The sequence below is a fragment of the Desulforamulus reducens MI-1 genome (assembly GCF_000016165.1).
Taxonomy (GTDB): Bacteria; Bacillota; Desulfotomaculia; order Desulfotomaculales; family Desulfotomaculaceae; genus Desulfotomaculum; species Desulfotomaculum reducens.
Window position 1 is genome coordinate 3,153,214 of the sequence record NC_009253.1, and the last position, 23,994, is coordinate 3,177,207.

Below are 23,994 nucleotides of genomic sequence, written 5' to 3' on the forward strand. Positions count from 1 at the left end.
CTGCCGGAGGTTTGGCCAATATTATGAAAATTACTATAATCGGTGCTGGTAAAGTAGGCTTTGAAACTGCCCGTCGTCTTTATGAGGAAGGCCATGATATTCTGGTGGTGGACAAAGATGATACTAAACTATCTAAGGTTGAAGAACAACTGGATGTTATGATATTGAAGGGGAACGGCGCCACCGCTCAGGTGCTACGGGACCCTTATGTCGTTGATAGTGACTTGTTATTGGCTGTAACTAACAGTGATGAAGTTAACATCATTGCAGGAATAACAGGAAAAAAACTTGGTATTAAAAAATCCATTGTTCGGGTACGTGACCCACACTATGCAATGGACTCATCCTTTTCCAGGGAAGACCTGGGCTTGGATCTAATTGTGAATCCTGAATTTGCAGCAGCCCGAGAAATTGTTCGCATGTTAACAATGGCATTGCCTGTTCATACAGAACCCTTTGGGCAGGGTAAAGTCCAGTTAGCTGATATTACCACTGACGAGAACATGACCCATTTTATTAACAAACGCATTAAAGATTTGAAAATGCCCCCGTCTTGCTTGATTGTAGCCATCTCGCGTCGTGGTGATATGATTGTTCCCGGTGGGATGGACACGATCTTACCCGGTGATACCCTCTATATATTAGGACTACCCAGCAGTATTGATCATCTGGTATCCAAGGTCAAAAAACGCCGCCAGAAAAAAATGCACAGTGTAATCATTCTGGGTGGTGGGCGCTTAGGCTATTACCTAGCAAATAAGCTTTGTTCCTTGGGTATGTCTGTAAAGGTTATTGAACAAGATTACAGTAGATGTCATGAGTTGGCCGAGCGATTACCCGATGCTTTGATATTAAATGGGGATGGCACCGATGTAGATTTGTTGAAACGGGAGGGCATTGAAGAAACCGATGGGTTTGTAGCCGTTACCGGTTTAGATGAGGAAAATTTATTAATATCTTTGTTAGCAAAGCAAATGGGGGCTAAAATGGTGGTGGCCAAGGTAAGCCGTGCCAGTTATGCTCCCATTGTTGAAACTCTAGGCGTCGACGCAGCGGTCAGTCCCCGTCTGATCACTGCATCTGAAATTGTTCGGTTTATACAGGGTGGTAGATTATTATCACTGGTGATGCTTTTAAACGGCAAGGCAGAAGTGGCGGAGTTAATTGTACCAGCCAGCAGCCGTATTATCGGAAAACCTTTGGCTAAATGCGGTTTGCCTAGAAATATCATTGTTGGTGCCATTTTAAGGGACGGCATAGCCATTATTCCAGAAGGTACAGAAAAGATTTTGGCAGATGACCGCATTGTTGTTTTCGCCATGGGTCATACCTTAAACACCATAGAAAAGTTATTCGGTGTAGGAGGAAAATAGAGTTGCATATCCATCTTGTTTTAAAGACAATGGGCCTGGTTTTGTTGTTTGAGGCAGCAGCCATGGTCCCAAGTCTTTTTATTGGCGTTTATTATGATGGAACTAACCTGAACCCCTTTCTCGCAAGTATCGGAGTAACAGGTCTGATCGGTTTTGTCTTATACCTTATCCCAATTCGGAGCAAGAACGTAGGTTACCGAGAAGGATTTGCCATTGCAACCTTCGGTTGGTTATTACTGGCCATTTTCGGCGCCCTTCCATTTACCATTGCGGGAGCAGTGCCAAGCTATGTGGATGCTCTATTTGAAACCATGTCTGGCTTCACCACAACCGGTGCCTCCGTTATCTCCGATGTTGAAGCCTTACCCAAAAGTATCCTTTTCTGGCGTAGCTTTACCCACTGGCTGGGCGGCATGGGGATCATTGTTCTGACACTGGCCTTGATCCCATCTTTAAACATTGCCGGTTTGCAAATGTTTAAAGCGGAAGTACCTGGACCCACCAAAAGTAAAGTGTTGCCTAGAATCGCCCAAACATCCCGGCAACTCTATAAGGTATATCTTATTATTACTTTGACGCAATTAGTGGCTTTAAAACTGGCAGGGTTAACTTGGTTCGACTCCGCTATTCATACCTTTGGCTCGGTGGCCACCGGTGGATTTTCTAATTACAATAGCAGTGTGGGGCACTTTCAAAGCCTATCTGTGGAACTGATTATTATTTTTTTCATGTTGATTTGTGGTATAAACTTTTCTTTGCACTACAGCGTCCTGCGTGGCAATTTTAAGACTCTGTATAAAGATACTGAAACTAAGTTTTATCTCGGAATTATTGCTTTGAGTTGCCTTGCCATTATGTTAAATCTAATCCATGATCTGGATTATACTGCGGGCAAAGCCCTACGGGAAGCTGCCTTTCAGGTGGCCACCATTATTACAACAACTGGCTTTGCCACTGCAGATTTTGAACAATGGCCCTCCTTTAGTAAGTTTATACTGCTTCTACTAATGTTTTGCGGTGGCTGTGCTGGTTCCACAAGCGGTGGCTTAAAGGTGGGGCGTATCTTGATTCTCATTAAAACATTTTCCCGACAATTAATGCGACTTATCCATCCAAAGGCCGTTATTCCTGTTCGTTTAGGAACGTTTGTAGCCTCCAATGAAGTTATTGAATCGGCCCATACTTTTTTTACCCTTTATATTTTGATTTTTGCTGTGGGAACTGGGATTATGACAGCTCTGGGCTTGGATTTAATATCCGCTGCTTCTGCCACAGTGGCAACCCTTAGCAATATTGGCCCTGGCTTGGGTTTGGTAGGTCCTATGTCCAACTATGCAGCCCTACCGGATCTCGGAAAGATTATACTAACCTTTCTCATGTTAATTGGCCGTTTGGAAATATATACTGTTTTACTGGTTTTCAGTGTGCGGTTTTGGCGTTAAAATATTCTAATAAGGTAAATACTAGAAACAAAAACGTCTATGACATAAAATTATTTCAAAGTATATTGTATTTGCAAATTAGCACATTTTTTGCTTTAATAAAATAAGTTGTTAAGTTTTAGGCATTTAAGGAAGGAGCAAGAAAATTGAAATTCCCTACCCTAACAATTGGTAAATTTACTCCAAAATACCCCATCATCCAGGGAGGTATGGCAGTTCGGGTTTCAACGGCGCCACTGGCAGGTGCAGTAGCTGCAGCTGGTGGGATTGGTGTTATTGGTGCCACTGGCATGGAAGAACAGGAACTTCGTGATGAGATCCGTGAGGCTCGTAGAATTGCCCCGAATGGTATCATTGGTATTAATATAATGTATGCAGCCAAAGAATTCTCTAAAATTGTGCACACGGCCATGGAGGAAAAGATAGATATGATCTTTACCGGTGCAGGTTTCTCCAGGGATATCTTTGGCTGGGGAAAAGAATCCAATACACCAATTGTATCCATTGTTTCTTCAGCAAAGGTTGCAAAATTGGCTGAGAAACTAGGTGCCGCAGCGGTGGTGGCTGAGGGTACTGAAGCCGGGGGGCACCTGGGTACTGATCGTTCTATTAAAGATATTTTACCGGAAATAAGAAAGGCTGTAAAAATCCCTGTGATTGCAGCCGGTGGTATCATAGACGGCAAAGGAATTGCAGAAGTTATTCGTATGGGTGCTGATGGAGTTCAAATGGCAACCCGCTTTGTCCTCAGTGTAGAATGTGCCGTGTCCGATGCCTTTAAGAAACACTATTTAAATTCCTCTGCCGAAGATGTGGTTGAAATTTTGAGCCCAGTTGGCTTACCTGGTAGGGCTTTAAAAAATAATCTTGTTTCCCGTATTTTTAGTAATGATGCTCCAAAACCTAAAAAATGCGTTTCCTGTTTAAAACATTGTTCTAAGTCCTTCTGCATTATGAAAGCCCTTACCAACAGTCGTGACGGTAATATCGACGAAGGTCTTGTGTTCTGCGGTCAAAATGTTCATAAGATAAAAGATATTTTACCAGTTAAGGCCATTTTTGATCGATTAATTACAGAATTCCAACAAGCCTAGTCTGTAAGAATTGATTGATTTTTCTCTTTATGGGAGGTATACTTAAGGTACCTCTAAGTTTTATTTCGCTAACTAGGCTATCTCCTCCCGAAAAAATGGATCGGTGTAAGGGTATCGGTAGTTCAAATGGTTGGCACGAAACTTTAGGGAGTCTATTATTCGGAGGAGATATTTGGTGTTTTCCGACAGAACCTTAACATGCCGTGATTGTGGTGCAGAATTTGTTTTTTCTGCTCGTGAGCAAGAATTCTTTGCTGAAAAAGGATTCCAAAATGACCCTTCCCGTTGCCCTTCTTGCCGTGCAGCACGCAAGCAACGGATGCAAGGAAACGATGGATATCGTCCCCAGCGTCAAATGTTTGAAGCTGTTTGTGACGAATGTGGTTGTACTACTCAGGTACCCTTCCAGCCCAGTGGTACCAAACCGGTTTACTGCCGTGACTGCTTTAATCGTGTAAGACAATAGTGAATTAGTTGACCGAATGCATACTGGCATTCGGTTTTTTATTTTAAAAAATGCCTGTTAGACCTTCAGGCTGGTAAAAGAGTAGGTAGAAACTTTCTTTATCTAGATTGAGCGACTTTTGGAGCAGTGGAAACAGCGCTTAACGAAGTTGCGGTGGCGAAAATAGGTGAGCTCACAAGGATGTCGGTCTGGGCCCTGTGGGTACAAAAGCTTAAGCTGACTAAGGATGGTCAGAGGATAGCTTCCTATTTTCGTCCACAACAAGTTCTTGCAATGTTCAATAGGGAGACTTTGGGCGAACGAAGAATGAAATTACTAATAGGTAGATTTGATCAACAAGCTCAACACCTATTAGTCTTTTTTCAAACATTAAACGTACAGGTCTTCTTCACTTATGGTTCTGGCAATTTGACCACCTTTTACAGCCTCTTCATAATCCACTTCATCCTCAAAATCTTCATCAATTAAGAATTGAATTGATACACCACAGGTATCCGCTATGAGATTTAATGCGTCCCATTCGGGGTAAAACTGTCCTTTTTCCAACTTTTGAACCCATTTTGAGGTTTCACCTATCTTAAAGGCAAGCATTTTTTGGGTAAAGTCCTGTCCACTTCTTTTGGATCTTTGTTCCCGAGCCTTCTTAACTTTGAGGCCTAATTCCTTTGAGCTATACACTTGGTGATGCCTCCTTTCAAAATCCTAATTATATTATTTGTTTATGTTCCATAGGTATGAGTGGTAAATTTTCTAAAAATTTTACTGTTATTTTTATAACTATTTTGCCAATTTAGGTTATTTCATCCTGACAACCTTACATAAGATATACCATTAGAAAACCTACTTTAGTTTACACTGGGTCAACAAAACCAGAAAAGGAGGCGTCAGAATGCGTAGACATAAAACGATAACCATTAGTATTCCTGAAGACCTAATTGAATATTTGGATAAAAAAATCACACAAATAAACAAAAGTTCCTTTGAAGAAACCAACCGTAGCCAATACATTCGTTTACTTATCAAAAAAGATATGTCCAATGTTATGGTTTCTGACAACAAAAAAGCAGTATCCCCAGAAGAAAGCAGCGATATTATTCTATCAGATCTAGATTATTTTGATTCCCTGCTGGACATTGGCGGCTACAAACGCTAAATACATAACCCTATAGCGCACGAAATTTTAATAAAGTTGTCATTTTTCAATGGCCTCCAAGTAGCATAATAGGCTAATATGCAAATAATAGAGGAAGGGCATACCCTAAGGTGCCCTTCCTTCTTTATTATTTCACTTCCAAGGATTTAATTTTTCCATCTCTGAGTTCAATTTCTACATCTTTTCCTTCATAGTCATCCAGATCATCTTCGTCAATATCATCCCCATCATCATCTTCTAAATCTGCATTATCGGCAAAATAAAGCTTGTGCTTGCCATTATCTTGTTTTAGATAGATATACGAGGAACTGGCACTATAAAGCTCTCCCTCAATTTCAATATCTTCATCATCGGTTATCTTGATCTTTTCCACTTCGTCATCATCAATGGTGACTTCACATTCCGAGCCAATGAGGACTTCGTCTACATACAGATCCTTCCCATCCCTTTGGATTTTAACATTCCTGGCTAGATCATAGGTTTTCGTACTTTTACCCTTGATGGTGATTTCATCGTCATCCAGTTTGGTAATGGTTCCTTCATAATCACCACTGGAATCATCATCAGTAATTATGATGGTAATTACCTCATCATCATCATTATCAAAAATTAACTTTACATAATCTTTCTTATCAATTTGATCAAATTTCCTGCTTTTACTTCCTTCATAGACATCCACATTTTTAGATACATCATAGGTTTTCTCTTTGCCACTTGAATTCTCAATGGTGATTCCCCAACTACCCGAGTCATCTACTTCGGTAACCTTTCCCTTAACAATCTCAACATCCAAAATATCGATTCTGGTTACGTCATCATTCTTGTCTAACTTTAACTTAACATAATCTCCTTTACGAATATCATCAAAATCTTTGCGTTTTCCGTCATCATAAACATCCACATCGTCGTCCACATCATAGGACTTATCGTCACCATTGGTTTTCTCAATGGTAATCTCTAAGGACCCAGAAGTGTCAAGTTCGGTAACTTCACCTTGGATAGCAGAGGAGGAGCCCCCTCCTTCTGTTAATCGTATGGTGGTTGCTTCATCCTTGCTGTTCAGTTCTATTTCTACAAATTCTTCCTTTTCTACCTCATCCCTGTCCAGGGAATCTCCATCCTTATCCTTTATCCTATAACCACTGGCTAAAGAATAAGTGCGCTCATAACCATCCCCATCTTCAATGGTAATATCCGATGAGCTAATCCTAATAACATCACCAAAGACCTTTTTAGTTTCATTCAAGGGTACAATACTGGATACGATACTGCCAACCTTCCCAATGGAAACCCTCTGACCCCTGGACATTTGAAGAAACGTTGTGCTGACATTTCTTTTATCAATTTCTTCACTGGTGCCATCATCATAGCGAACCGTAAAGTAATCTAAATACATGTTAACCACGTAGCCCTTGCGTCCGTTATCTGTAGATACACTGCTAAGGAGCTTAATTTCTGTAACACTGCCACCGGTTACTTTTATTTCAGCCCGAGCACCGCTGGTTAAAGCAGTTAAATCCTTTGTTGCACCACTTTGTGTAATGCTTACAGAGCCTAACAGAGGATAAGAGTTCAATGTTCCTGTATCTGGTTGGAATGATAACATCCACTGATTGCCACTTATTAATCCCTTAATAGTACCCGTATAGGTTGTAGTAACAGATACAGTCCCGTTACTCTGGTTTGACTTGGTATTAGCTATGTAGACCACTTTACCTGTGGCATCAATAACTACCCTTATATTTTCATTTACCTTTAAAGACCCTGCCGAAATTTTCTTACCATCCCAGTAGTAAAGGGAATCAGCCTGTAAATTCAGCGTGACCGTCTGGCCACCCTTTAAGACAGTGATTTTCTGACCCGTTGCATCAACTTGTGTCAGTTTAGCCATATAATATTTGCCGGCATTGGGGTTAATCTTGCCATTTTCAAACAATCGGGAAATAATGGCCGCCATTTCAGCCCTTGTTACACTGGCATTGGGATCAAAGGTATTATCCGGACGGCCCGACATAACGCCATGCTTCACAGCAGCAGCCACATAGGACTGCAGACTGGAAGGAATTTTAGACTTGTCTTTAAAATTTAGCTGGTAACCATCCGCACTTAATTTTAAAGCATTGGCAAAAAGTACTGCTACCTCTGCCCTACTGGCTGAATTCTTAGGCTTCATACTGGGAATTCCAGCCTTTGATATGTAGCCCTTATCAGCCGCAAAGGCTACATTCTTTTTAGCCCATTCGGGAAAATCCTTTGGGAAGTTATAGCCACCCGCAGACATACTATAGTTGTCTGCCTCTGCTCGATGTCCCATGGCACGGTTTAGAAAAACAATGACTTCCAACTGGGAAACGGGCGCCTTGGGGTCAAATATACCCTGTCCCCTGCCGCCTACCAAGTCCGCAGCACTGCATTCCGCCACAGATTGTTCCCACCACTTGCCTGTGGTATCCCTATAAAGGTGCGAGGATGCCGCCCAGGCATAGGTGCTGGTTAACAAGGAAAAAACTAAGATCAATACGAATAGGTGTCTTCTCCCTTTCAAGATAATACCTCCTTGGTTGGACCAGGCGGATGCCTATTGGGGGGCACGACAGGTATCCGACTGGACCAACATGTTTTTATATTTATGACTGTCTATCTAATCATTTCGTTACAAAAAACATAATTCCTGTACCAAAAATGGAAAATAAATACCATTATGCTAAGGAATGCCTGAAAAATAATACTAACTATGGAAGGATAAAAAACCGACACACCTTGGGTCGGTTTAGGGACAGAACCTATGATTTTTTACGAAGCTATAAATTTCTTGCCAGGATTTGCATCGAATTCCCTGCCATGGCCAATGTCGGTTGTGGGGAGCATCAAACAAGATTATGGGAATCCCTCCCCCATTTAATTGGTAAGCATTATGAATATTATCCTCAACCATCAACTTTACACCAAGCTGCTGGCAAATTTCCAATTTATTATGGGAATCTAACAGATGCAGCCCGGTGAAAGGTATTTCCTTCTCCTGCAACCACTTCTCTGTAGCCCCTTGATATCTGGGACTTCGGGCAGTAATAATATGAACTTCCCATCCCTCCAGAACCAGTTTATGGATGGATTCACTGGCAAAGGAAATTATCGGACTCTTTATAATAATTTCCTCTTCCTTCTCTTCCATTAGTTGAATAAATTGCTCTTCTTTTATGTTATAAACCTCACAGAGGTTGTATTGATAAATTTCTTCACCACATAAATCCTTGCTACAATAATGGTTCATTGTTTGTACAAGCAATTCAAGGTTATCAGCAATGGTCCCATCTAGATCTATCCCAATTCTCATGATCTCTTTCAGCCCCTTTTAGAGAATTCATATCAAGAAGTATAACGATAAACTTTCCCCTGCGTCAAATCCTAATTAAGAACTTAGATGGTAATTTGGAAATTTTTATACCCCTAAGTACTATTTTCCTTTTTACTGGGCATAATAAAAAAAACAATACATAAGAGGTGTAAAATATGAACATTTCTCCTGGAGAGCGAACCATCTATGCTTTCTTTAATGATCGAGTGGCTGCCCGTAGTGCAGCCGAAGCACTTCAAGAAGCAGGCTTTGAACTTCCCTTTGTGGATCGACTAGATCGACATACAAGTGCAGATTTTCTTGAAGCATCCACCCTTCACCCCGAAGGTTTTGGGGAACAACTCGGGGAAGTTGATTTTAACCAAGGATTCTTCTTTACATTAAAGACAAAGGATGATCTTATTAATAAAGCCATTGGTATTATTCAGAAACACGAAGGCTTTGTTTAATATTTTAGGGGCTCCAGGCAGCCCCTTTTTGCTTGCAATAACATGTAAAAATATGTCATAAATGTAAACTAACATAACTATACCCTCACATTTCCTGTCACCTTGCATAGAATATAAAAGAATATAAATAATGCAAGGGGGTCTGTTCTTATGACCAAGGATGAAAAAGAATTAACTGAGGCCACTGAAGATACCGTCTCTTCTACCTCATTTATTAAGAGACGTGGCCTATTAAAGGAATTTGAAGCCTTTACTCTGGAGCCCAGCAATACTAGCGGTGCAATTTCACTTCCACTTAACACAACGCCCACAACCATTGCTTCGTTAACAGGTGAAAATGTACTTTGTATAGATGATGAATGTGATCGAGTTTGCTTAACCTGTACAGTAGGTTGGGAAGCAATCTCAAATGCCAATGGCGAAGGACGGCAAGCTGACAAGGTGGATGTATTATTCAAAATCTTTCGAGGGAACCCTATGGCAGGGGAAATGATTTTTAGCTGTCGACAAAGTGCCAATGCCACAGAGGAAAATTTCCAAACCACAACCTTTACACATGTTGATTTACCCTTTGCCAAAAAGGTTCATAATCCTTGCGAAGATGACCTTTGCCATTGTGCCCCCACAGTGCCTTATTTCGTCACGGCTGAACTCCCTGTGGGCGGGCAGGCCAATGTAATTGGCCCCATTACTTTCACAGGTTCACAAATTGCCCAAAACCCAAGATAAAACAAAACCCGGGCGGTATCAAACCGCTCGGTGTTTTGTTTTATCAACTATGACAGTATCTATCAAATAACTCTTTCTGTTTTGCTTCATTAAATCGTCGTTCCCAACAGGGATGGCTGGCCCGGTTTCAACCCCAAGTTCATGGAAGTGGTTGAAAAAGAAATCCGTATTCACTAGAATTGCATGCACATGGCTGTCGCCTTTGGGGATTTCCTCACTGGTTACACCGGCAAAACGATGATTATGCCTTAACTCACCTTGTACTGCTAATTGGGTGCTGCCTAAAAACTCATGCACATGTGTCTGTACGGAAGGGGTCATACCCTTCGTACAAGAATCCTTTACACCATCCATTATGTTATCAAAGTATTCTTTTTCATATTTATTCATATGAAACCTTCTTGCTTTGATACCATAATATGTAACTAGCGGGAGCTTGTTACAATAAAATGATACAATGTAATTTTTTGATAGATTTTTGAATACTCCTCTATGATATTCCACTCTACTTGCCGTATCATGGTAACTAGCTTATGGGACATGATATCTCCTCGTAGGTATCCGTCATGGTAGGGAAAGTGGTTTCAAAAATATGATCACCTGTCTTATTGGACAGCATTTTATAAAACTCATAAACTTTGCACTAAACAAAATAACAAAACTGAACTCCCAGTTATTCTAAAAGTTCAGTTAAGGTAATATATTTTAAATCTTAAACTTGTCAACTATAACATTTAAGTCTTGGCTAGTGCCTCTGCAGATGCAGCTACCTCTTGCATTGCGGCAGTTTGTTCCTCTGTAGCTACTGCCACGTTCTGAACCCCAGCCATAATTTGTTCAGTTGTAAAAGCAACTTCTTCAATCTGTGCAGTTAGTCCCTGAACAGAATTGATAATCTCTCTAAATTTCTGTCCTACATCTTGGGCAACTAAATTTCCTGAATCAACCTGCTTCACACCTTCAGACATTGTAGTTACTGCTTTTTGAGACTCCTGTTGAATATCGCTAATCAAGTCTTTGATTTCTTGCGCTGAACCAGCAGACTGCTCTGCCAACTTTCGAACTTCCTCTGCCACTACCGCAAAGCCCCGCCCCTGCTCTCCTGCTCTGGCTGCCTCAATGGCAGCATTAAGAGCTAGTAGGTTTGTCTGTTCAGCTATGTTGTTTATTATTTCTACAATATGGCTAATCTCTTGCGACTTGTTGCTTAATGTCGCAATTACACCTGCTATTTCTTGGCTAGTGTTAGATATTAATTGCATTTGGCCAGTTAATTTCCCAATACCTTCACTCCCTACACCAGCTAGAGTAGTTGTATCCTGAGACTTATTAGATATATCCTGAATACTAGTAGTGATTGATCCACTGAGGCAGATACTTGAGACATATTAGAAGCAGTTGTCATCGCAATTCCCGTGGTTTGTTGAGAACTGGAGTTTAACTGCTGTGCTGTTTCACTAACCACAGAAGCACCCTTGTTGATCTCCAGCATGATCGTTCTTAGATTGTAGATGAATTTGTTTACGTAATCGGCAAGTTCCCCTGTCTCATCCTTACTGTTTATGTCTATTTTTTGCGCCAAGTCACCGTCGTTTTCAGCAATATCTGCCAGCTTGTTTTTAAGTGTATTAATAGGTTTAATTATTTGACTGATAAAAATAATAGCTAAGAAAAGTGAAATACCTGTTACAGCAATTATAAAGAATAACATTTCATTTCGAACAGTGTTATTTCGTGCAGTTTGGCTCTTCTCCATATCTGATGTTCTAGCTGTAACAACCTCTTGGATCTGTTTAACCAGACCATCCATTGCATCTGTAGGTGCACGGTCCATTCCTTTTACCAGTATTATCCTGTATTCTATTATTTTGTTATCAAATTCGATAATAGTATAAAAATTCCTTTAAAACTCTTTACGCGAAGAATAATTAAAAAACAAGGCTTCACAGGCCAAACCTGCGAAGCCTTGTTTTCATTGGAGCCGACGATGGGATTTGAACCCACGACCTGCTGATTACGAATCAGCTGCTCTACCAACTGAGCCACGTCGGCTTAACTCAATAGCTATACTACCAAAGACTTACGAAGAATGCAAGTATATTCAGATAATATCCGTAGACAAATAAAAAAGAGACCCTGCAATGCAAGATCCTCTTTGTGGAGCTGCTAACCGGGATTGAACCGGTGACCTTATCCTTACCAAGGATACGCTCTACCTACTGAGCTATAGCAGCATAATGGTGGGCGATGACGGGATCGAACCGCCGACATCCTGCTTGTAAGGCAGGCGCTCTCCCAGCTGAGCTAATCGCCCATCGACATGAATTATGTTAACAGAAATAAATCTTCAAGTCAATAAAAATATCCTTGGGATTTTTTATATTCTTTAAGGACATGTTTCCTGGAGGTATTGAATTTAACTTATCTGTTTTTTCAAACTCTACTAAAGGTACTAAAAGCGAAGTTTATTATTAAAGATTATTTAAAATATCAACATTGTGAGTAAAGGGACAAAATGCGTTCATATGTTCGCAACCTACTATAAACATGTCAAATTAGAATTTATTTGGATCATTCTCTGTACATTGTTCATCAGAACTTAGCTTATCCTACATTTAGGGTTATCATTAGACAAAGCCCTTCGTTTGTCCACCTGTGGCTTAGACGTTTATGAACTTAACAGACTATTAAGGATTCTAATATTGTAGAAGGCCCTGCGGAATAAGATACTGTTTATGGTTATTTTTAAATTCAAGCTGCAAAAACATTAAAATTATGCAAAAACATGTTGACTTAGTAAGGTTAATTTGTTAACATATCAATTGTCAGTTGCGATTGGGCGATTAGCTCAGCTGGGAGAGCGCCTGCCTTACAAGCAGGATGTCGGCGGTTCGATCCCGTCATCGCCCACCAATCAAAATTGGAGCTGTGGTGTAGTGGCCTAACATGCCTGCCTGTCACGCAGGAGAACGCGGGTTCGACTCCCGTCAGCTCCGCCACTTAAAACCCTCAATGAAATTCATTGAGGGTTTTATTATTTCTCACTTTTTTCCTGTTCTAATTTACAACATAATTGCACATTATTTAATAGTAAAGAAGAATATGTAGCAAAACGCCTCCTCCTCTAACAGCCGCCCTTTGCCTCCAGGGCGGCTGCTTTTTGGCCATAATAGATGCTGAATTAAATTAAAAATTATTAGCGGATGAATCCCGTTCAATCAGGAATACTACTCCTAGGAGGGGATAACCATGATTTTTGCTTCCGAAAGGCAACATCATGCTTGGTGGGTTTTTCCCACAGCCATCGCCTTTGGTTTGGGATTAGCAACTTTCCTGGGAGCACCAATGGGACGTCAGGTAGACAAGGCTTTCTCCGTCTGCGATCAACAAAAGAGAAGTACTAAACCCATGCAATAAGTAAGGGCCCGTTTTGGGCCTTTACTATTTTTAATCCAGAGGTTCAATATTTTTTATGACTAATTTATTTCCTTTATTTTTCTGCAGGGTGTAAATGAATGTCTCAAATTCTGTTAAACCGTCTTCGTCTTCTCCCCAGACAGGCATAAGAACACGAACCTTTGCCCCTGTTTCTGATAAATCCATAACATTTAACTCTTTATTATAAAGAAGTGGTATGGACCCTTCAGTAAATAATCCAACATAATGGCCATCCCGGGAAGCTGCTTGCCATAAGTTTTCTATAAAAGACTCATCCCAGTAATCCATTAGATGTTTTCTTAAATCTTCATAACTATCAATGTTCGGTGAAGGTGCTATGTAGTGCTCAGCCAAAAAATCTGGGTTATTAAAATATTCCACCCGCAGCATCTGCCGGTCCGCAGCCAACAAGTGGCCAATAACCCCCTCCTCTGTCATCTCTGGGACCTGAAATAAAGAAACCAACTGTAGCCCTGGCTCCTGAAACACTTCCAAGTTTAGCAGCTTGCCAATATCCTGGGCAGATAAGTAGGTTTTACCGGCAATTAGTTGCGGGGCAGCCGTTAATTCAATGTTCCCATTAGGCTGCCAAAGATTAATCTGAATGGAATCTTGTCCTTTATAACCCCAAACGATCCCCTCTTGGATATTGGCCCCGAGCTTATATCCTAGTTCCTCCATAATGGGACGTATGGGTACCATAGCCGTACCTTCAATAACCATTGACTCACTGTTGCTTAACAATTTACCATCCAGGGCCACAGGAATCCCTGCAGAAGCAGGAAAAAAGGGGACCAAAAGTATTAAAATAAACGTCCAGAAACCCAACAGTTTTTTCGGCACAAAAACCACCCCTCAAGTATATGTATTCTGTTATATTTTTATGCCGATTGATTACCATTTATTACCATATATTTTTGTTTCTTCTTGTCTATTATTTCCCCCCAATGAAACTAAACAATAATATATAAACCCAACGGCTAGCTGCCGCTGGGTTTATATTGAATCTTCTCCATCTGAAGTAGTTTTTCCTTCCATTCCCGGCCACATCCAAAGCCACCCAATCCCCCCTTGGCTGCCAATACCCTGTGACAGGGTATTGCCAACAACCAGGGGTTGGCACCAACAGCCCCTCCCACGGCCCTAGCCCCACCACGACAACCAGCCAGTTCAGCAATTTCTCCGTAGCTTAGGGCTTCACCATAGGGTATCTGCTGTACAATGCTCAAAACCCGCTGCTGAAAGGGGGTTAGCTTTTCCCAATTGAGTGGTACATTAAACCCTGCAGGTTTACCTGCAAAATAAAGTACCATATTCTTTTCAAAATCCTTCTGAAGGGAAGTTAGATCACAGCATATGTTTTTTTCACTGAGTTTCTCCTTTACATAACCACATAAAGTGGCTAAGGCCGTCTCTTTGCAGGAATGGGGTAACGTAACCCCCTCCAACAGACCGTTCTGCCAAGCAGCAGCAGATACACCTTGAGAAGTTGCTATCAGTTGAACTTGCACTATCAAGACCCTCCAACTTGTATTAGACTTCCATCAGTTGCTTCAGTTTCATGCTTTCGTTGGGAGGTAATAAAAATATATACCCCTATGATAATGATACAACCACCTGCCAACTGCATCAAACTAGGTACCTCACCAAAGAAAAAATAGGCCAAGATGGTAGCACCCACCGGTTCTCCTAAATTGCTTACTGAAACCACAGCTGCTTTTACATATTTTAGGGCCCAATTAAAAAGAGAGTGCCCAAAAATGGTTGGGAATATTGCCAGACAAAGAAACCAGACCCAGGTCATGCTGGGATACGGGTAGAAGGAAGAACCGTAGAATAAATTCAGTATAATAAGGACCATAGTGGCAGCACCGTAGACCAGGAAGGTGTATGGCAAGAGAGACATTCGATTACGTAAATTTCTACCAATTAACACATAGCCAGCCACAAAAACAGCCCCTCCGAAGGCTAAAAGATCGCCTAACAATGCTTGACCGCCAACGTGAAAATCATTTATACCTATTAGTACACTGCCAAAAAGAGCCAAGACAGCTCCTAAAAGCCCTGTTCGACCCACTTGCTCCTTGTACAAAAAGTAACCGCCGGTAATAACAAAAAGAGGCTGCATGGCCACCAGAACCGTGGAACTGGCCACCGAGGTATAGCTCAGTGAACTGATCCAAAGGGCAAAGTGTAATGCAAGGAATACCCCAGACAGGCAGGCAAGGGCTAAATCCTTCTTATTAATACAAAATAATTCTCGACGCCCGGTATAAAAAGTTGGAGTAGCAATAATCAGCACTGTAAATCCCAACCTATAAGCAGCAATAATGAATGGTGGTGCCTCGGCCAGTTTGGTGAAGATGCTGGAAAAACCAGCCGCCAAAACCCCCAGTATTACCACCAGATAGGGATTGATCATAGGCCTGTCAACCTGCATAAGTACACCCCCCTTTATATCCGTATATTTTTCTGCACAAGAAACTTTATTCCTGCAACCTGCACAGAAATAACAACCCCAGGCGTAAGCCTGGGGTTGTTTGCTATTCTCTACGTAAGGCCACAATGGGATCCAGCTTAGAAGCCTTGTTGGCCGGATAAAGACCAAAAAACACACCAATAAAGGCTGAGAAAAGGAAGGCCAGCAATACAACCCACCAGGATACCAGGGATGGTAATTTAAGAAATAGGGCTACAACAAATGCCCCACCGTATCCTAATAGGATACCAATTAAACCGCCCACTGAGCATAATACAACAGCCTCAATCAAAAATTGAATTAAGATATCCTTCCTTTTAGCCCCCAAAGCCATTCGTATGCCAATTTCTCGGGTTCTTTCGGTGACAGAAACCAACATGATATTCATAACACCAATGCCACCCACCAATAACGAAATGCCCGCTATGCAGCTAATCACCAAACCAATAATACCTGTAACTTTCCCTACCGTTTGCATTTCTTGCTCCATACTATACACTGCATAATGACCCGGTGCATTGTGCCGCCGTTCAAGGATCGTCTTTGCCTTCTCCATGGCCAGATAGACCTCTTCTTTGCTGGCCGCACTGCCCATTAGGTAACCAACATATTCCCAGCGGGAACCACCCTGCATAAAGGAGATGGGCACATAAGCATACTTGCCTGGACTCATACCAAGGGAAGACTCTGTTTTCTTAATAACGCCAATGACTACCGCAGCACTCCCATTAACCATCACCTTCTGGCCCACGGGGTTTTCCATATTAAAGATTTCATTGGCCAGTACTTCATCTAAAACCACAACTCGTTTAGCTGCGGCATCATCTTCTGGACTAAAAAACCTTCCAAATAATATTTCAACGTTTCTTATATATTGATAGTCCGTCGTTGTACCTATGATTGTAGTTGATTTTTTACCGGTTGTACTCCTTACTTCCCCCCGATCATATTTCATAGGAGCCAGGTGTTTAACTTGCGGTACTAGGTTTTTAATGACCGTCACATCTTGCTTGGTATAATCAGTCGATTTCATACTTTCCCCGTCTTTGTAGTTGGGGTACACCTCAAATAGATTGGTACCAAAACTCTCCATTTCGTTCATAATCATGGCTTTCCCGGCTTCACCAATGGCAATTACAGATATCACCGCAGCAATACCCACCACAATACCTAAAGTGGTTAAAAAGGAACGAAGTTTATTATTACGAAGTCCCTCCAAACCAACTAATATAAATTCCTTAAAATTCACTGGCTCACCTCTTCTACAGAGGAAATAATCCGGTTAGCTACCTTTTCATCACTGATTAAAAGGCCATCTTTAAAATGTAAAATCCGCTCCGCGTGCATTGCTATATCTGGTTCGTGGGTCACCAGTACGATGGTTGTCCCCTCCCTGTGAAGTTCCTGGAAGATAGCCATAATTTCTTCCCCGGTCCGTGTATCCAGGGCACCAGTGGGCTCATCGGCCATAATGACTGACGGAGAGTTTACCAAGGCCCTGGCGATGGCTACCCTTTGGTTCTGTCCCCCGGATAGTTCATTGGGGCGGTGCTGTACTCGTCCCCCCAATCCAACTCTTTCCAAGGCTTGTTGTGCCCTCTGCCGTCGTTCAGCGGCTTTAACACCGGCATAGAGCATCGGTAATTCTACATTTTTTAAAGCGTTAAGGGCTGGAATTAAATTAAAAGTTTGAAATACAAAGCCTAACCTTTGGTTACGAATCATGGCTAATTCATTTTTGTTTAAGGATGAAACCTCACGATCTGCCAACCAGTAGGTCCCCTCGGTGGGAGTATCCAACAAACCTAGCAGATTCATAAAGGTGGATTTTCCTGAACCCGATGGCCCCATTACTGCCACAAACTCACCTTTATGAATGGTCAGTGACACGCCCTTCAGTGCTTCCACAGAAACAGCCCCTGTTTGATAAACTTTTTTTAAATTACTTACCTTTATCATTTGCCTCTCCTGTTGCAACCCTTTGACCATCCTGTAAGGCCGGTGATGGATTTAAAATAATCTTTTCCCCTTCTTTTAAGCCGCTGATAACTATATCGTACAACTCATTTCCCTTCTCGGTTTTAATTTTCCGCTTTTTGGCAATACCTCCTTGCACCACATAGACCAGCTTTTCACCATTTTGCGTGATAATGGCCTCAAAGGGTACAGTTAAGAGTTTTTTCGCCTCCAATGTAATAATGCTAACATCCACGGTATAACCTGGCTTTAGGCCGAGGGTATCCCCCTCTACTTGAATGGTTACCGGTACAATGGTATTGCTGTTACCACTGGTACTGTCCTCCTTTACAGCCACACCGGCCACACGGGTTACCTCACCGCTAAATTTCTTACCCGGCAGGGAAGTGCAGGAAATGGCAACCGGTTGTCCCACCTTCAGGGTTCCGGCATCAATTTCATTCACATTGGCAATAACCTCCAGTTTACTGTCACTGCCAACCGCCAGCAGGCGAGTACCTTCTAAAACACGGGTTCCCTTCTCGGCCCCCACAAAGAGAACAACTCCGTCTTCTTTACAAATAAAGGTTGCCAAGTCCAAACGTTCCTTAGCCTGGGAAACTTCCTGCTTGCATAAGTCTACCTGTGATTGCAGAGAAGCAATCTCCTTGGCAGATGCCCCTTGTTGGACCTTCATTAAGGCTTCTTTATAATCAGCTTCGGCCTTAGCAAAATCCACCTTCGCCTGTTCCAATTCGGTTTTTGCCACTGCACCGCCCCGATGCAGCTCCGTCATGCGATCTAGCTGATTCTTGGCTTTCTCATAAGAAGCCGTATTATATTCCAGGGTTAATTGATCATCGGTGGCCTTAGCCCGAGCCAGTTGGGCTTCTAAACCAGCCAGTTTCGCCACTGCCTGTTGGTAAAGGCGTCCTAACTCCTGAGTATCCAGCCGTCCCAAAACCTGCCCCTTTTTTAGCCTATCACCAACTTTAACAGATATTTCCATTAATGTACTGTCCACTGGTGTAAAAAATTCTTGTTTTTCTGCCGACTCCAGTTTACCCGTTGACATTACACTTTGTTCAATGCTTTTCATCTCTACCTTAGTGGTTTGTACAACCATGTCATCGTTGTTGCTACGATTATAGAAAAATAACAGGCCCAGACCTAAAAGGAAAATAATTCCTAGCAACCATTTCAGCCAACGCGGCCAACCCTTAAACCGTGCTTTAATTTTTTGAAACTTACTTGCTTCCCCAGCATTTTCCACTTCCAACAAACGTCCCTCCAAAATATAAATTTCTCTATAATACGACGTAATAACTAATTAATTATTTCACATTTTACTAAATTTTTCTTGTAAATTTAGTAAAAAAATACCTAACACTATAGTTAGGTATTGAAAGGGTAAAATATTAAGCTGTGGATAAGATATACTTCATGGCTCTTTGGGCTAAATCTCTAATCTTAATGTTTATAATTTGATTCGACTCATATACTTCAATTTCATTATTATCCTTTAACAAACCTCCCAAGAATAACAAAGCTCCTTTGGCCTCAGACCCCATTTGACCCAGGGAGCGAGCTGCATGGCCTCGTACTTCGGGTTTCGGATGTGAAAGAAAATTTATCAATAAGGGCATAAATTCTCTAACCAACCCTGGTTCCTTGGAGCCGACCCTTCCTAAAGTCCAGACTATACCCCGATGAAATATTTCCTCTTCAGAAGCATTTACCACAATGGGGACAAATTCCGCGAACTCATTTGGGTTATGGTAAATAATCTCCCCGATGGCCTCCGGAGCACTCCAGCTTGTTGTGCCTGATTCATCGTTCATGGACCACAGCAAGCGGCGGATAATCTCCCGCACATCCCCTTGGCTGTTCTGCAGCATTGCTTCTGTGATATAGCCTAGCCCTGCAATGGCCCGCCATCTCTCTAAGCCAAAGGGATGATATAGCAACCTAAATAAATATCTTAATGTACCCTGATTTTCAAGGGTTCTGGCCACCAATTCTTCATAACGCATTTCCTTTAACAATTGATTGATTTCTTCTTTTATGGACATCTTATCACCCCATCCATTCTTTTGGGATGATTTCATTGTAGCATGCAATGCTTATGGTTTCATAAACTGACCCTTACAGTTTTATTACGGCGAAATACCGGAAAGAAATTGGAAGGCGCATCCAGGACGGAGGGGCCTCCCAAACTGAAACACTTATGTTCTGTTGAGACGACTCAATTAACGTAATAAACAAAGCTAGGCCATTGGGGTCCCTTGCCCGTTATCATCACCAGGGTCATAACCATAGAGACGTTCTTGTCTGCCTGGGTTTTCCTTGGTTATTTGACGTGATATTTTTTCTGCCTCGGGGCGGTTAATGGACCCATTCTTCTTTTTTGCCATATGAAACCCTCCTTTATATTAACTTACAACTATTATTTCCTTCTTCAGTTTTATCATTCTTCAAAAAAGTTTCTCAAAGATAATTTAGTAATTTGTATATTTTTGCAACTTAATTTCAAAAATCATGCCCAATATGTTATAATATTAACCGTGTTTTTAAGGGAACTTTAAATTGGAGAGGTGACGAATGACCAGGAAAGATATGAAGGAGGTAATAATATGTTAGACTTCTGGTTCACCGAACATCACACCGATAACTATAAGGTATCCTGGCGGATGGATAAAATTCTACATTTCGAAAAATCTCCCTTTCAAGAAATTGCAGTTGTGGAATCTCCGGAATTGGGACGTGCCTTATTGTTGGATAACATTGTCCAAACCACCACCAAGTTCGAGTTTATTTACCACGAGACCATTGTACACATACCGTTAATGATCCACCCTGAACCCAAAAGGGTTATGGTGGTGGGAGGCGGAGACGGTGGCGCAGTTAAAGAAATTTTAAAACACCCCTCTGTTGAAACCGTTGATTTAATTGAAATTGATGAACGGGTAATTGAAGTAAGTAAAAAATGGCTGCCGGAGATAAGCCACGCCTTACGCTCTGATAAAGTTAACATTATGACCATTGATGGCCTTAAACACATGAAACAATGTTCTTCCCAGTATGACATTATTATTGTGGACTGTACGGACCCCAGTGGCCCTTCCATGGATTTGTTTTCTAAGGACTTCTACAGGGATGTTTACAATGCCCTTAAGGACGATGGTGTATTTGTTTCCCAAACCGGTTCACCTTCCTTTAGTACTCATTTTAAACAGGCCGTGCAAAACATTATGGAAGTGTTTCCACTGGCAAAACCTTATCTGACCTGCGAACCCACCTATATTGCCGGGTTTTGGAGTTTCACGGTTGGTTCTAAAAAATATCAATTGGACAATATTAATCCAGAACGGATGTTTAATATAGAGACAAAATATTACACCCCTGACATTCACAAAGCAGCCTTTGTTTTACCTAAATACATTGAACAACTCCTCAAATAAAAATAGACGACTGGTTAGCAACCAGTCGTCTATTTTTATTCTTAAGCCTTTCCTAAATAGGCTTTTTTAATTTCATCATTGGCAGCCAATTCTTTTCCTGGACCCTGAAGGACGATATTGCCGGTTTCCAACACATAACCATAATCGGCTGCTTGCAGTGCCGCCGTAGCATTCTGCTCAATCAACAATATGGTCATCCCCTTACCATAGATGTCTTTAATAATTCGGAAGACTTCTTTTACCAAAAGGGGTGCCAATCCCAAAGAAGGTTCATCCATCATTAAGAGAACCGGACGAGACATTAATGCCCTGCCAATGGCTAACATTTGCTGTTCACCACCAGAAAGGGTCCCAGCAGCTTGCCATTCCCTCTCCTTTAATCGAGGAAACATCTCATATATGTTTTTTATATCCTGCTTAATTCCGTCCTTATCATTTCGGGAGAAGGCCCCCATCTGTATATTTTCCAATACTGTAAGATTGGCAAAAATACGACGGCCCTCGGGTACCAGAGTAATCCCCTTTTTCACGATATCTGCGGTCTTGGTCTTAGTTATATCTTGACCCCGGAAGCTAATCTTCCCCTGGGCAATGGGGACTAGGCTACTAATGGCACGCAGGGTGGTACTCTTGCCAGCACCATTAGCACCAACTAGGGTAACAATCTTATTTTCCGGTACCTCCAGAGTGATGCCCTTTAGGGCATGGATACCACCGTAATATACATGCAAGTCTTCAATTTTAAGCAATTTCATCCACCGCCCCAAGATAAGCTTCTATAACCTGCTGGTTATTTTGAATTTCTGTTGGCGTACCCTGGGCAATGGTTTCACCATGATCCAGGACTAAAATATGCTCACAGATTCCCATAACCACTTCCATATGGTGTTCTATCATTAATATAGTAAAACCAAACTGATCTCGGATTCTAGCAATAAACTCCATCAATTCCAGAGATTCCTGAGGGTTCATGCCCGCTGCAGGCTCATCCAGCAAAATCATTTTTGGCTGAGTAGCCATGGCCCGGGCAATTTCCAAACGACGCTGTTTGCCATAGGGTAAAGACGTAGCATTTTCATGGGCCAAATCCGCCAGTTGAACCTGTTCTAAGAGCTCCATACATTCTTCATAATGACGTTTACGGGCCTTTGTATATCTGGGCAGACCAAAAATAGCCTCCAGAGGATTGGCCTGTAACCGAACATGTTTACTTAATAGAACATTCTCCAATACTGTCATACTGGAAAACAGTCGGATATTTTGAAAGGTTCGGGCGATACCCATGGCCGTTATTTGGTTAGGTTTTAGTCCGGTAATATCATGACCATCAAACATAATTTTTCCAGAGGTAGGTCTGTAAACCCCGGTAATCATATTAAAGGCGGTTGTTTTACCTGCACCATTGGGGCCGATCAGCCCAACTATCTTTTTGGGAGCAATATTAAGGGCTAAATCCGATACGGCCTTCAATCCACCAAATTGGATGGAGATATGGTCTGTCTCTAAAAGGTTTGTTTGCTGATTTTTAGCCATCTGCCCCTACTCTCCTTTCTTTGCTGCTGCGGCTGACACCCATTTTATCCAGAACCCAATCCCAGTTAAACTCCCTGGTCCCCATTAGGCCCTGACGATAGTATAGGATAACCAGTAGCAATAGAAGGGAGAAAATAACCATCCGCATACCAGGTATGCCAGGGATGGCCAACCCAAGAAAATTCATGGGCTGCTCCACAAACCGCAGAACTTCCATCATAATGGTAACAACAACCCCTGCAATAACCGATCCAGTTAGACTCCCTAGGCCACCCAATACAATAATAAGCAGGATCTGGAATGTAAATAAGAACCGAAACATAGTCGGGTCCACAGAGGTAATAAGGTGCCCCATCAAAGCCCCTGCTACACCTGCAAAGAAAGCACCGACGGAAAAGGATAATAATTTATGCTTGAAGATATCAATACCCATGGCCTCCGCAGCAATTTCGTTATCCCGAATTGCCTTAAAGGCATAACCCCAACTGCTGTTAATAAGCCGTTTTAAAATCCAAATGGTAGCTATGGCAAAACCCCAATACACCCAAAGACTTTTAATCGATGGGATATTCTTGAGCCCCAGTGAACCGTTGGTAATGGTGATGGTGTTGGTAACGATAATTCGGATAATCTCACCAAACCCCAATGTGGCGATGGCCAGATAGTCATCACGCAGCCTTAGAGCCGGAAAACCAATCAAAAAGCCAAAGAATGCAGCTACAATACCCGCCATGATGATTGCCGGAAACACTGGCCAGTGAATTTTATCCAGAGGAGAGATAATGGGTTCCATAAAATAAATCATTTCTTTACTTTCCGGTGACATGGTTAAAATAGCGGAAACATACGCTCCTACACACATAAAGCCCGCATGTCCCAGCGAAAACATCCCGGTAAATCCAAGTACCAGGTTCATGCTGACACCTAGGATAACAAAAATAGCGGCCAGATTTAAAACTCTTATTTTAAAACTATCTAAATAGTTTTGACCAAAATATAGTGCAATACTGCATAATAAAATGAGTCCTAGGGTTAGTACGGGTTTCATTCTCTCTCGATCCATGGT

26 protein-coding genes and 5 tRNA genes are annotated in these 23,994 nt (G+C 41.8%); 11 read left to right on the forward strand and 20 right to left on the reverse strand.

The annotated features are described in order from the left end of the window. Nucleotides 1-23: 23 nt before the first annotated feature. The 4 genes from trkA to DRED_RS15505 all read left to right on the forward strand — a co-directional run bounded on the left by trkA (nt 24) and on the right by DRED_RS15505 (nt 4,375). Complete coding sequence (gene trkA / locus DRED_RS15490) at nt 24-1,373, forward strand: Trk system potassium transporter TrkA (protein ID WP_011879207.1); 1,350 nt, start codon at nt 24-26, stop codon at nt 1,371-1,373. Between the two features lie 2 nt (nt 1,374-1,375). Next, the gene (locus DRED_RS15495; RefSeq protein WP_011879208.1) at nt 1,376-2,815 is read left to right on the forward strand and encodes a TrkH family potassium uptake protein; all 1,440 of its coding nucleotides are present in this window, start codon (nt 1,376-1,378) and stop codon (nt 2,813-2,815) included. Between the two features lie 146 nt (nt 2,816-2,961). Continuing rightward, nucleotides 2,962-3,909 (forward strand): NAD(P)H-dependent flavin oxidoreductase, encoded by a 948-nt coding sequence (locus DRED_RS15500; RefSeq protein WP_011879209.1) that lies wholly within the window; start codon nt 2,962-2,964, stop codon nt 3,907-3,909. Nucleotides 3,910-4,084: 175 nt separating this feature from the next. After that, entirely contained in the window at nt 4,085-4,375 is a 291-nt protein-coding gene (locus tag DRED_RS15505; protein ID WP_011879210.1) for a zinc-ribbon domain containing protein, read from the forward strand. Nucleotides 4,376-4,744: 369 nt separating this feature from the next. On the opposite strand, the gene DRED_RS15510 is transcribed toward DRED_RS15505, so the two are convergent. Next, nucleotides 4,745-5,053, reverse strand: coding sequence for a helix-turn-helix domain-containing protein (locus tag DRED_RS15510; protein ID WP_011879211.1), 309 nt, complete (start codon nt 5,051-5,053; stop codon nt 4,745-4,747). 211 nt (nt 5,054-5,264) lie between these two features. On the opposite strand from DRED_RS15510, the gene DRED_RS15515 reads away from it, so the two are divergent. Beyond that, a complete protein-coding gene (locus DRED_RS15515) occupies nt 5,265-5,528 on the forward strand; it encodes a ribbon-helix-helix domain-containing protein (protein WP_011879212.1) in 264 nt (87 codons plus the stop codon). A gap of 127 nt (nt 5,529-5,655) precedes the next feature. Here the strand turns inward: DRED_RS15515 and DRED_RS15520 are convergent, their stop codons facing one another. Both DRED_RS15520 and DRED_RS15525 read right to left on the reverse strand, forming a co-directional pair. After that, a complete protein-coding gene (locus DRED_RS15520; RefSeq protein WP_011879213.1) occupies nt 5,656-8,073 on the reverse strand; it encodes an S-layer homology domain-containing protein in 2,418 nt (805 codons plus the stop codon). 225 nt (nt 8,074-8,298) lie between these two features. Then, entirely contained in the window at nt 8,299-8,862 is a 564-nt protein-coding gene (locus tag DRED_RS15525) for a 5' nucleotidase, NT5C type (RefSeq protein WP_011879214.1), read from the reverse strand. A 176-nt stretch (nt 8,863-9,038) separates the two neighbouring features. Between DRED_RS15525 and DRED_RS15530 the strand changes: the two genes are divergently transcribed. Together DRED_RS15530 and DRED_RS15535 are read left to right on the forward strand one after the other, a co-directional pair. Then, complete coding sequence (locus tag DRED_RS15530; RefSeq protein ID WP_011879215.1) at nt 9,039-9,332, forward strand: hypothetical protein; 294 nt, start codon at nt 9,039-9,041, stop codon at nt 9,330-9,332. A gap of 150 nt (nt 9,333-9,482) precedes the next feature. Then, nucleotides 9,483-10,061 carry a hypothetical protein gene (locus DRED_RS15535; protein WP_011879216.1) on the forward strand — a complete coding sequence of 193 codons (579 nt, stop codon included), beginning with the start codon at nt 9,483-9,485 and terminating at the stop codon, nt 10,059-10,061. Nucleotides 10,062-10,079: 18 nt separating this feature from the next. Here the strand turns inward: DRED_RS15535 and DRED_RS15540 are convergent, their stop codons facing one another. From DRED_RS15540 to DRED_RS15560, 6 genes are all read right to left on the reverse strand, one after another. Continuing rightward, nucleotides 10,080-10,382 carry a YmaF family protein gene (locus tag DRED_RS15540; RefSeq protein ID WP_198006963.1) on the reverse strand — a complete coding sequence of 101 codons (303 nt, stop codon included), beginning with the start codon at nt 10,380-10,382 and terminating at the stop codon, nt 10,080-10,082. A 413-nt stretch (nt 10,383-10,795) separates the two neighbouring features. Continuing rightward, the gene (locus tag DRED_RS18010) at nt 10,796-11,437 is read right to left on the reverse strand and encodes a methyl-accepting chemotaxis protein (protein ID WP_198006964.1); all 642 of its coding nucleotides are present in this window, start codon (nt 11,435-11,437) and stop codon (nt 10,796-10,798) included. Continuing rightward, nucleotides 11,365-11,895, reverse strand: a complete 531-nt coding sequence (locus DRED_RS18015; protein WP_049755915.1) for a HAMP domain-containing protein — start codon at nt 11,893-11,895, stop codon at nt 11,365-11,367. Before DRED_RS18015 ends, DRED_RS18010 begins: the two co-directional genes overlap by 73 nt. Before the next feature lie 142 nt (nt 11,896-12,037). After that, nucleotides 12,038-12,113 (reverse strand) — tRNA-Thr (locus DRED_RS15550). Nucleotides 12,114-12,219: 106 nt separating this feature from the next. Then, a tRNA-Thr gene (locus DRED_RS15555) sits at nt 12,220-12,295 on the reverse strand. A gap of 4 nt (nt 12,296-12,299) precedes the next feature. Continuing rightward, nucleotides 12,300-12,375 (reverse strand) — tRNA-Val (locus tag DRED_RS15560). A 523-nt stretch (nt 12,376-12,898) separates the two neighbouring features. Between DRED_RS15560 and DRED_RS15565 the strand changes: the two genes are divergently transcribed. The 3 genes from DRED_RS15565 to DRED_RS19115 all read left to right on the forward strand — a co-directional run bounded on the left by DRED_RS15565 (nt 12,899) and on the right by DRED_RS19115 (nt 13,478). Next, nucleotides 12,899-12,974, forward strand: a tRNA-Val gene (locus DRED_RS15565). 9 nt (nt 12,975-12,983) lie between these two features. Further along, nucleotides 12,984-13,060: transfer RNA gene (locus DRED_RS15570), tRNA-Asp, on the forward strand. 250 nt (nt 13,061-13,310) lie between these two features. Further along, nucleotides 13,311-13,478: a hypothetical protein gene (locus DRED_RS19115; RefSeq protein ID WP_198006906.1), complete on the forward strand. Its 168-nt coding sequence runs from the start codon at nt 13,311-13,313 to the stop codon at nt 13,476-13,478. A 30-nt stretch (nt 13,479-13,508) separates the two neighbouring features. Here the strand turns inward: DRED_RS19115 and DRED_RS15575 are convergent, their stop codons facing one another. From DRED_RS15575 to DRED_RS18880, 8 genes are all read right to left on the reverse strand, one after another. Then, nucleotides 13,509-14,342 carry a copper amine oxidase N-terminal domain-containing protein gene (locus DRED_RS15575; RefSeq protein WP_011879218.1) on the reverse strand — a complete coding sequence of 278 codons (834 nt, stop codon included), beginning with the start codon at nt 14,340-14,342 and terminating at the stop codon, nt 13,509-13,511. Between the two features lie 137 nt (nt 14,343-14,479). Next, entirely contained in the window at nt 14,480-15,010 is a 531-nt protein-coding gene (locus DRED_RS15580; protein ID WP_011879219.1) for a methylated-DNA--[protein]-cysteine S-methyltransferase, read from the reverse strand. Nucleotides 15,011-15,012: 2 nt separating this feature from the next. Continuing rightward, nucleotides 15,013-15,939 carry a DMT family transporter gene (locus DRED_RS15585; RefSeq protein ID WP_011879220.1) on the reverse strand — a complete coding sequence of 309 codons (927 nt, stop codon included), beginning with the start codon at nt 15,937-15,939 and terminating at the stop codon, nt 15,013-15,015. Nucleotides 15,940-16,042: 103 nt separating this feature from the next. After that, nucleotides 16,043-17,227, reverse strand: a complete 1,185-nt coding sequence (locus DRED_RS15590) for an ABC transporter permease (RefSeq protein WP_011879221.1) — start codon at nt 17,225-17,227, stop codon at nt 16,043-16,045. After that, on the reverse strand, nt 17,224-17,937 hold the full coding sequence (locus DRED_RS15595) for an ABC transporter ATP-binding protein (RefSeq protein WP_011879222.1): 714 nt from the start codon (nt 17,935-17,937) through the stop codon (nt 17,224-17,226). Before DRED_RS15595 ends, DRED_RS15590 begins: the two co-directional genes overlap by 4 nt. Next, on the reverse strand, nt 17,921-19,207 hold the full coding sequence (locus DRED_RS15600) for an efflux RND transporter periplasmic adaptor subunit (protein ID WP_238442636.1): 1,287 nt from the start codon (nt 19,205-19,207) through the stop codon (nt 17,921-17,923). Before DRED_RS15600 ends, DRED_RS15595 begins: the two co-directional genes overlap by 17 nt. Nucleotides 19,208-19,352: 145 nt before the next feature. After that, nucleotides 19,353-20,006 carry a DVU0298 family protein gene (locus DRED_RS15605; RefSeq protein WP_011879224.1) on the reverse strand — a complete coding sequence of 218 codons (654 nt, stop codon included), beginning with the start codon at nt 20,004-20,006 and terminating at the stop codon, nt 19,353-19,355. A gap of 195 nt (nt 20,007-20,201) precedes the next feature. Continuing rightward, the gene (locus DRED_RS18880) at nt 20,202-20,348 is read right to left on the reverse strand and encodes a hypothetical protein (protein WP_156779686.1); all 147 of its coding nucleotides are present in this window, start codon (nt 20,346-20,348) and stop codon (nt 20,202-20,204) included. Between the two features lie 219 nt (nt 20,349-20,567). On the opposite strand from DRED_RS18880, the gene speE reads away from it, so the two are divergent. Next, nucleotides 20,568-21,395, forward strand: a complete 828-nt coding sequence (speE, locus tag DRED_RS15610; RefSeq protein ID WP_011879225.1) for a polyamine aminopropyltransferase — start codon at nt 20,568-20,570, stop codon at nt 21,393-21,395. A gap of 41 nt (nt 21,396-21,436) precedes the next feature. Here speE and DRED_RS15615 read toward each other — a convergent pair whose 3' ends face one another. The 3 genes from DRED_RS15615 to DRED_RS15625 are packed head-to-tail and all read right to left on the reverse strand — an operon-like array spanning nt 21,437 to nt 23,991. After that, on the reverse strand, nt 21,437-22,144 hold the full coding sequence (locus tag DRED_RS15615; RefSeq protein ID WP_041275002.1) for an ABC transporter ATP-binding protein: 708 nt from the start codon (nt 22,142-22,144) through the stop codon (nt 21,437-21,439). After that, nucleotides 22,137-22,928, reverse strand: coding sequence for an ABC transporter ATP-binding protein (locus DRED_RS15620; RefSeq protein WP_011879227.1), 792 nt, complete (start codon nt 22,926-22,928; stop codon nt 22,137-22,139). Before DRED_RS15620 ends, DRED_RS15615 begins: the two co-directional genes overlap by 8 nt. Beyond that, entirely contained in the window at nt 22,921-23,991 is a 1,071-nt protein-coding gene (locus DRED_RS15625) for a branched-chain amino acid ABC transporter permease (protein ID WP_011879228.1), read from the reverse strand. Before DRED_RS15625 ends, DRED_RS15620 begins: the two co-directional genes overlap by 8 nt. Nucleotides 23,992-23,994: the final 3 nt, after the last annotated feature.

What these genes read in the sequence shown, in the direction of transcription:
- DRED_RS18880 (WP_156779686.1), bottom strand. Translation starts at nt 20,348, where the DNA reads ATGGCAAAAAAGAAGAATGGGTCCATTAACCGCCCCGAGGCAGAAAAA.
- DRED_RS18015 (WP_049755915.1), bottom strand. Translation starts at nt 11,895, where the DNA reads ATGGACCGTGCACCTACAGATGCAATGGATGGTCTGGTTAAACAGATC.
- speE (WP_011879225.1), top strand. Translation starts at nt 20,568, where the DNA reads ATGTTAGACTTCTGGTTCACCGAACATCACACCGATAACTATAAGGTA.
- DRED_RS15515 (WP_011879212.1), top strand. Translation starts at nt 5,265, where the DNA reads ATGCGTAGACATAAAACGATAACCATTAGTATTCCTGAAGACCTAATT.
- DRED_RS15535 (WP_011879216.1), top strand. Translation starts at nt 9,483, where the DNA reads ATGACCAAGGATGAAAAAGAATTAACTGAGGCCACTGAAGATACCGTC.
- DRED_RS15585 (WP_011879220.1), bottom strand. Translation starts at nt 15,939, where the DNA reads ATGCAGGTTGACAGGCCTATGATCAATCCCTATCTGGTGGTAATACTG.
- DRED_RS15605 (WP_011879224.1), bottom strand. Translation starts at nt 20,006, where the DNA reads ATGTCCATAAAAGAAGAAATCAATCAATTGTTAAAGGAAATGCGTTAT.
- DRED_RS15530 (WP_011879215.1), top strand. Translation starts at nt 9,039, where the DNA reads ATGAACATTTCTCCTGGAGAGCGAACCATCTATGCTTTCTTTAATGAT.
- DRED_RS15620 (WP_011879227.1), bottom strand. Translation starts at nt 22,928, where the DNA reads ATGGCTAAAAATCAGCAAACAAACCTTTTAGAGACAGACCATATCTCC.
- DRED_RS19115 (WP_198006906.1), top strand. Translation starts at nt 13,311, where the DNA reads ATGATTTTTGCTTCCGAAAGGCAACATCATGCTTGGTGGGTTTTTCCC.
- DRED_RS15625 (WP_011879228.1), bottom strand. Translation starts at nt 23,991, where the DNA reads ATGGATCGAGAGAGAATGAAACCCGTACTAACCCTAGGACTCATTTTA.
- trkA (WP_011879207.1), top strand. Translation starts at nt 24, where the DNA reads ATGAAAATTACTATAATCGGTGCTGGTAAAGTAGGCTTTGAAACTGCC.
- DRED_RS15595 (WP_011879222.1), bottom strand. Translation starts at nt 17,937, where the DNA reads ATGATAAAGGTAAGTAATTTAAAAAAAGTTTATCAAACAGGGGCTGTT.
- DRED_RS15525 (WP_011879214.1), bottom strand. Translation starts at nt 8,862, where the DNA reads ATGAGAATTGGGATAGATCTAGATGGGACCATTGCTGATAACCTTGAA.
- DRED_RS15540 (WP_198006963.1), bottom strand. Translation starts at nt 10,382, where the DNA reads ATGACCCCTTCCGTACAGACACATGTGCATGAGTTTTTAGGCAGCACC.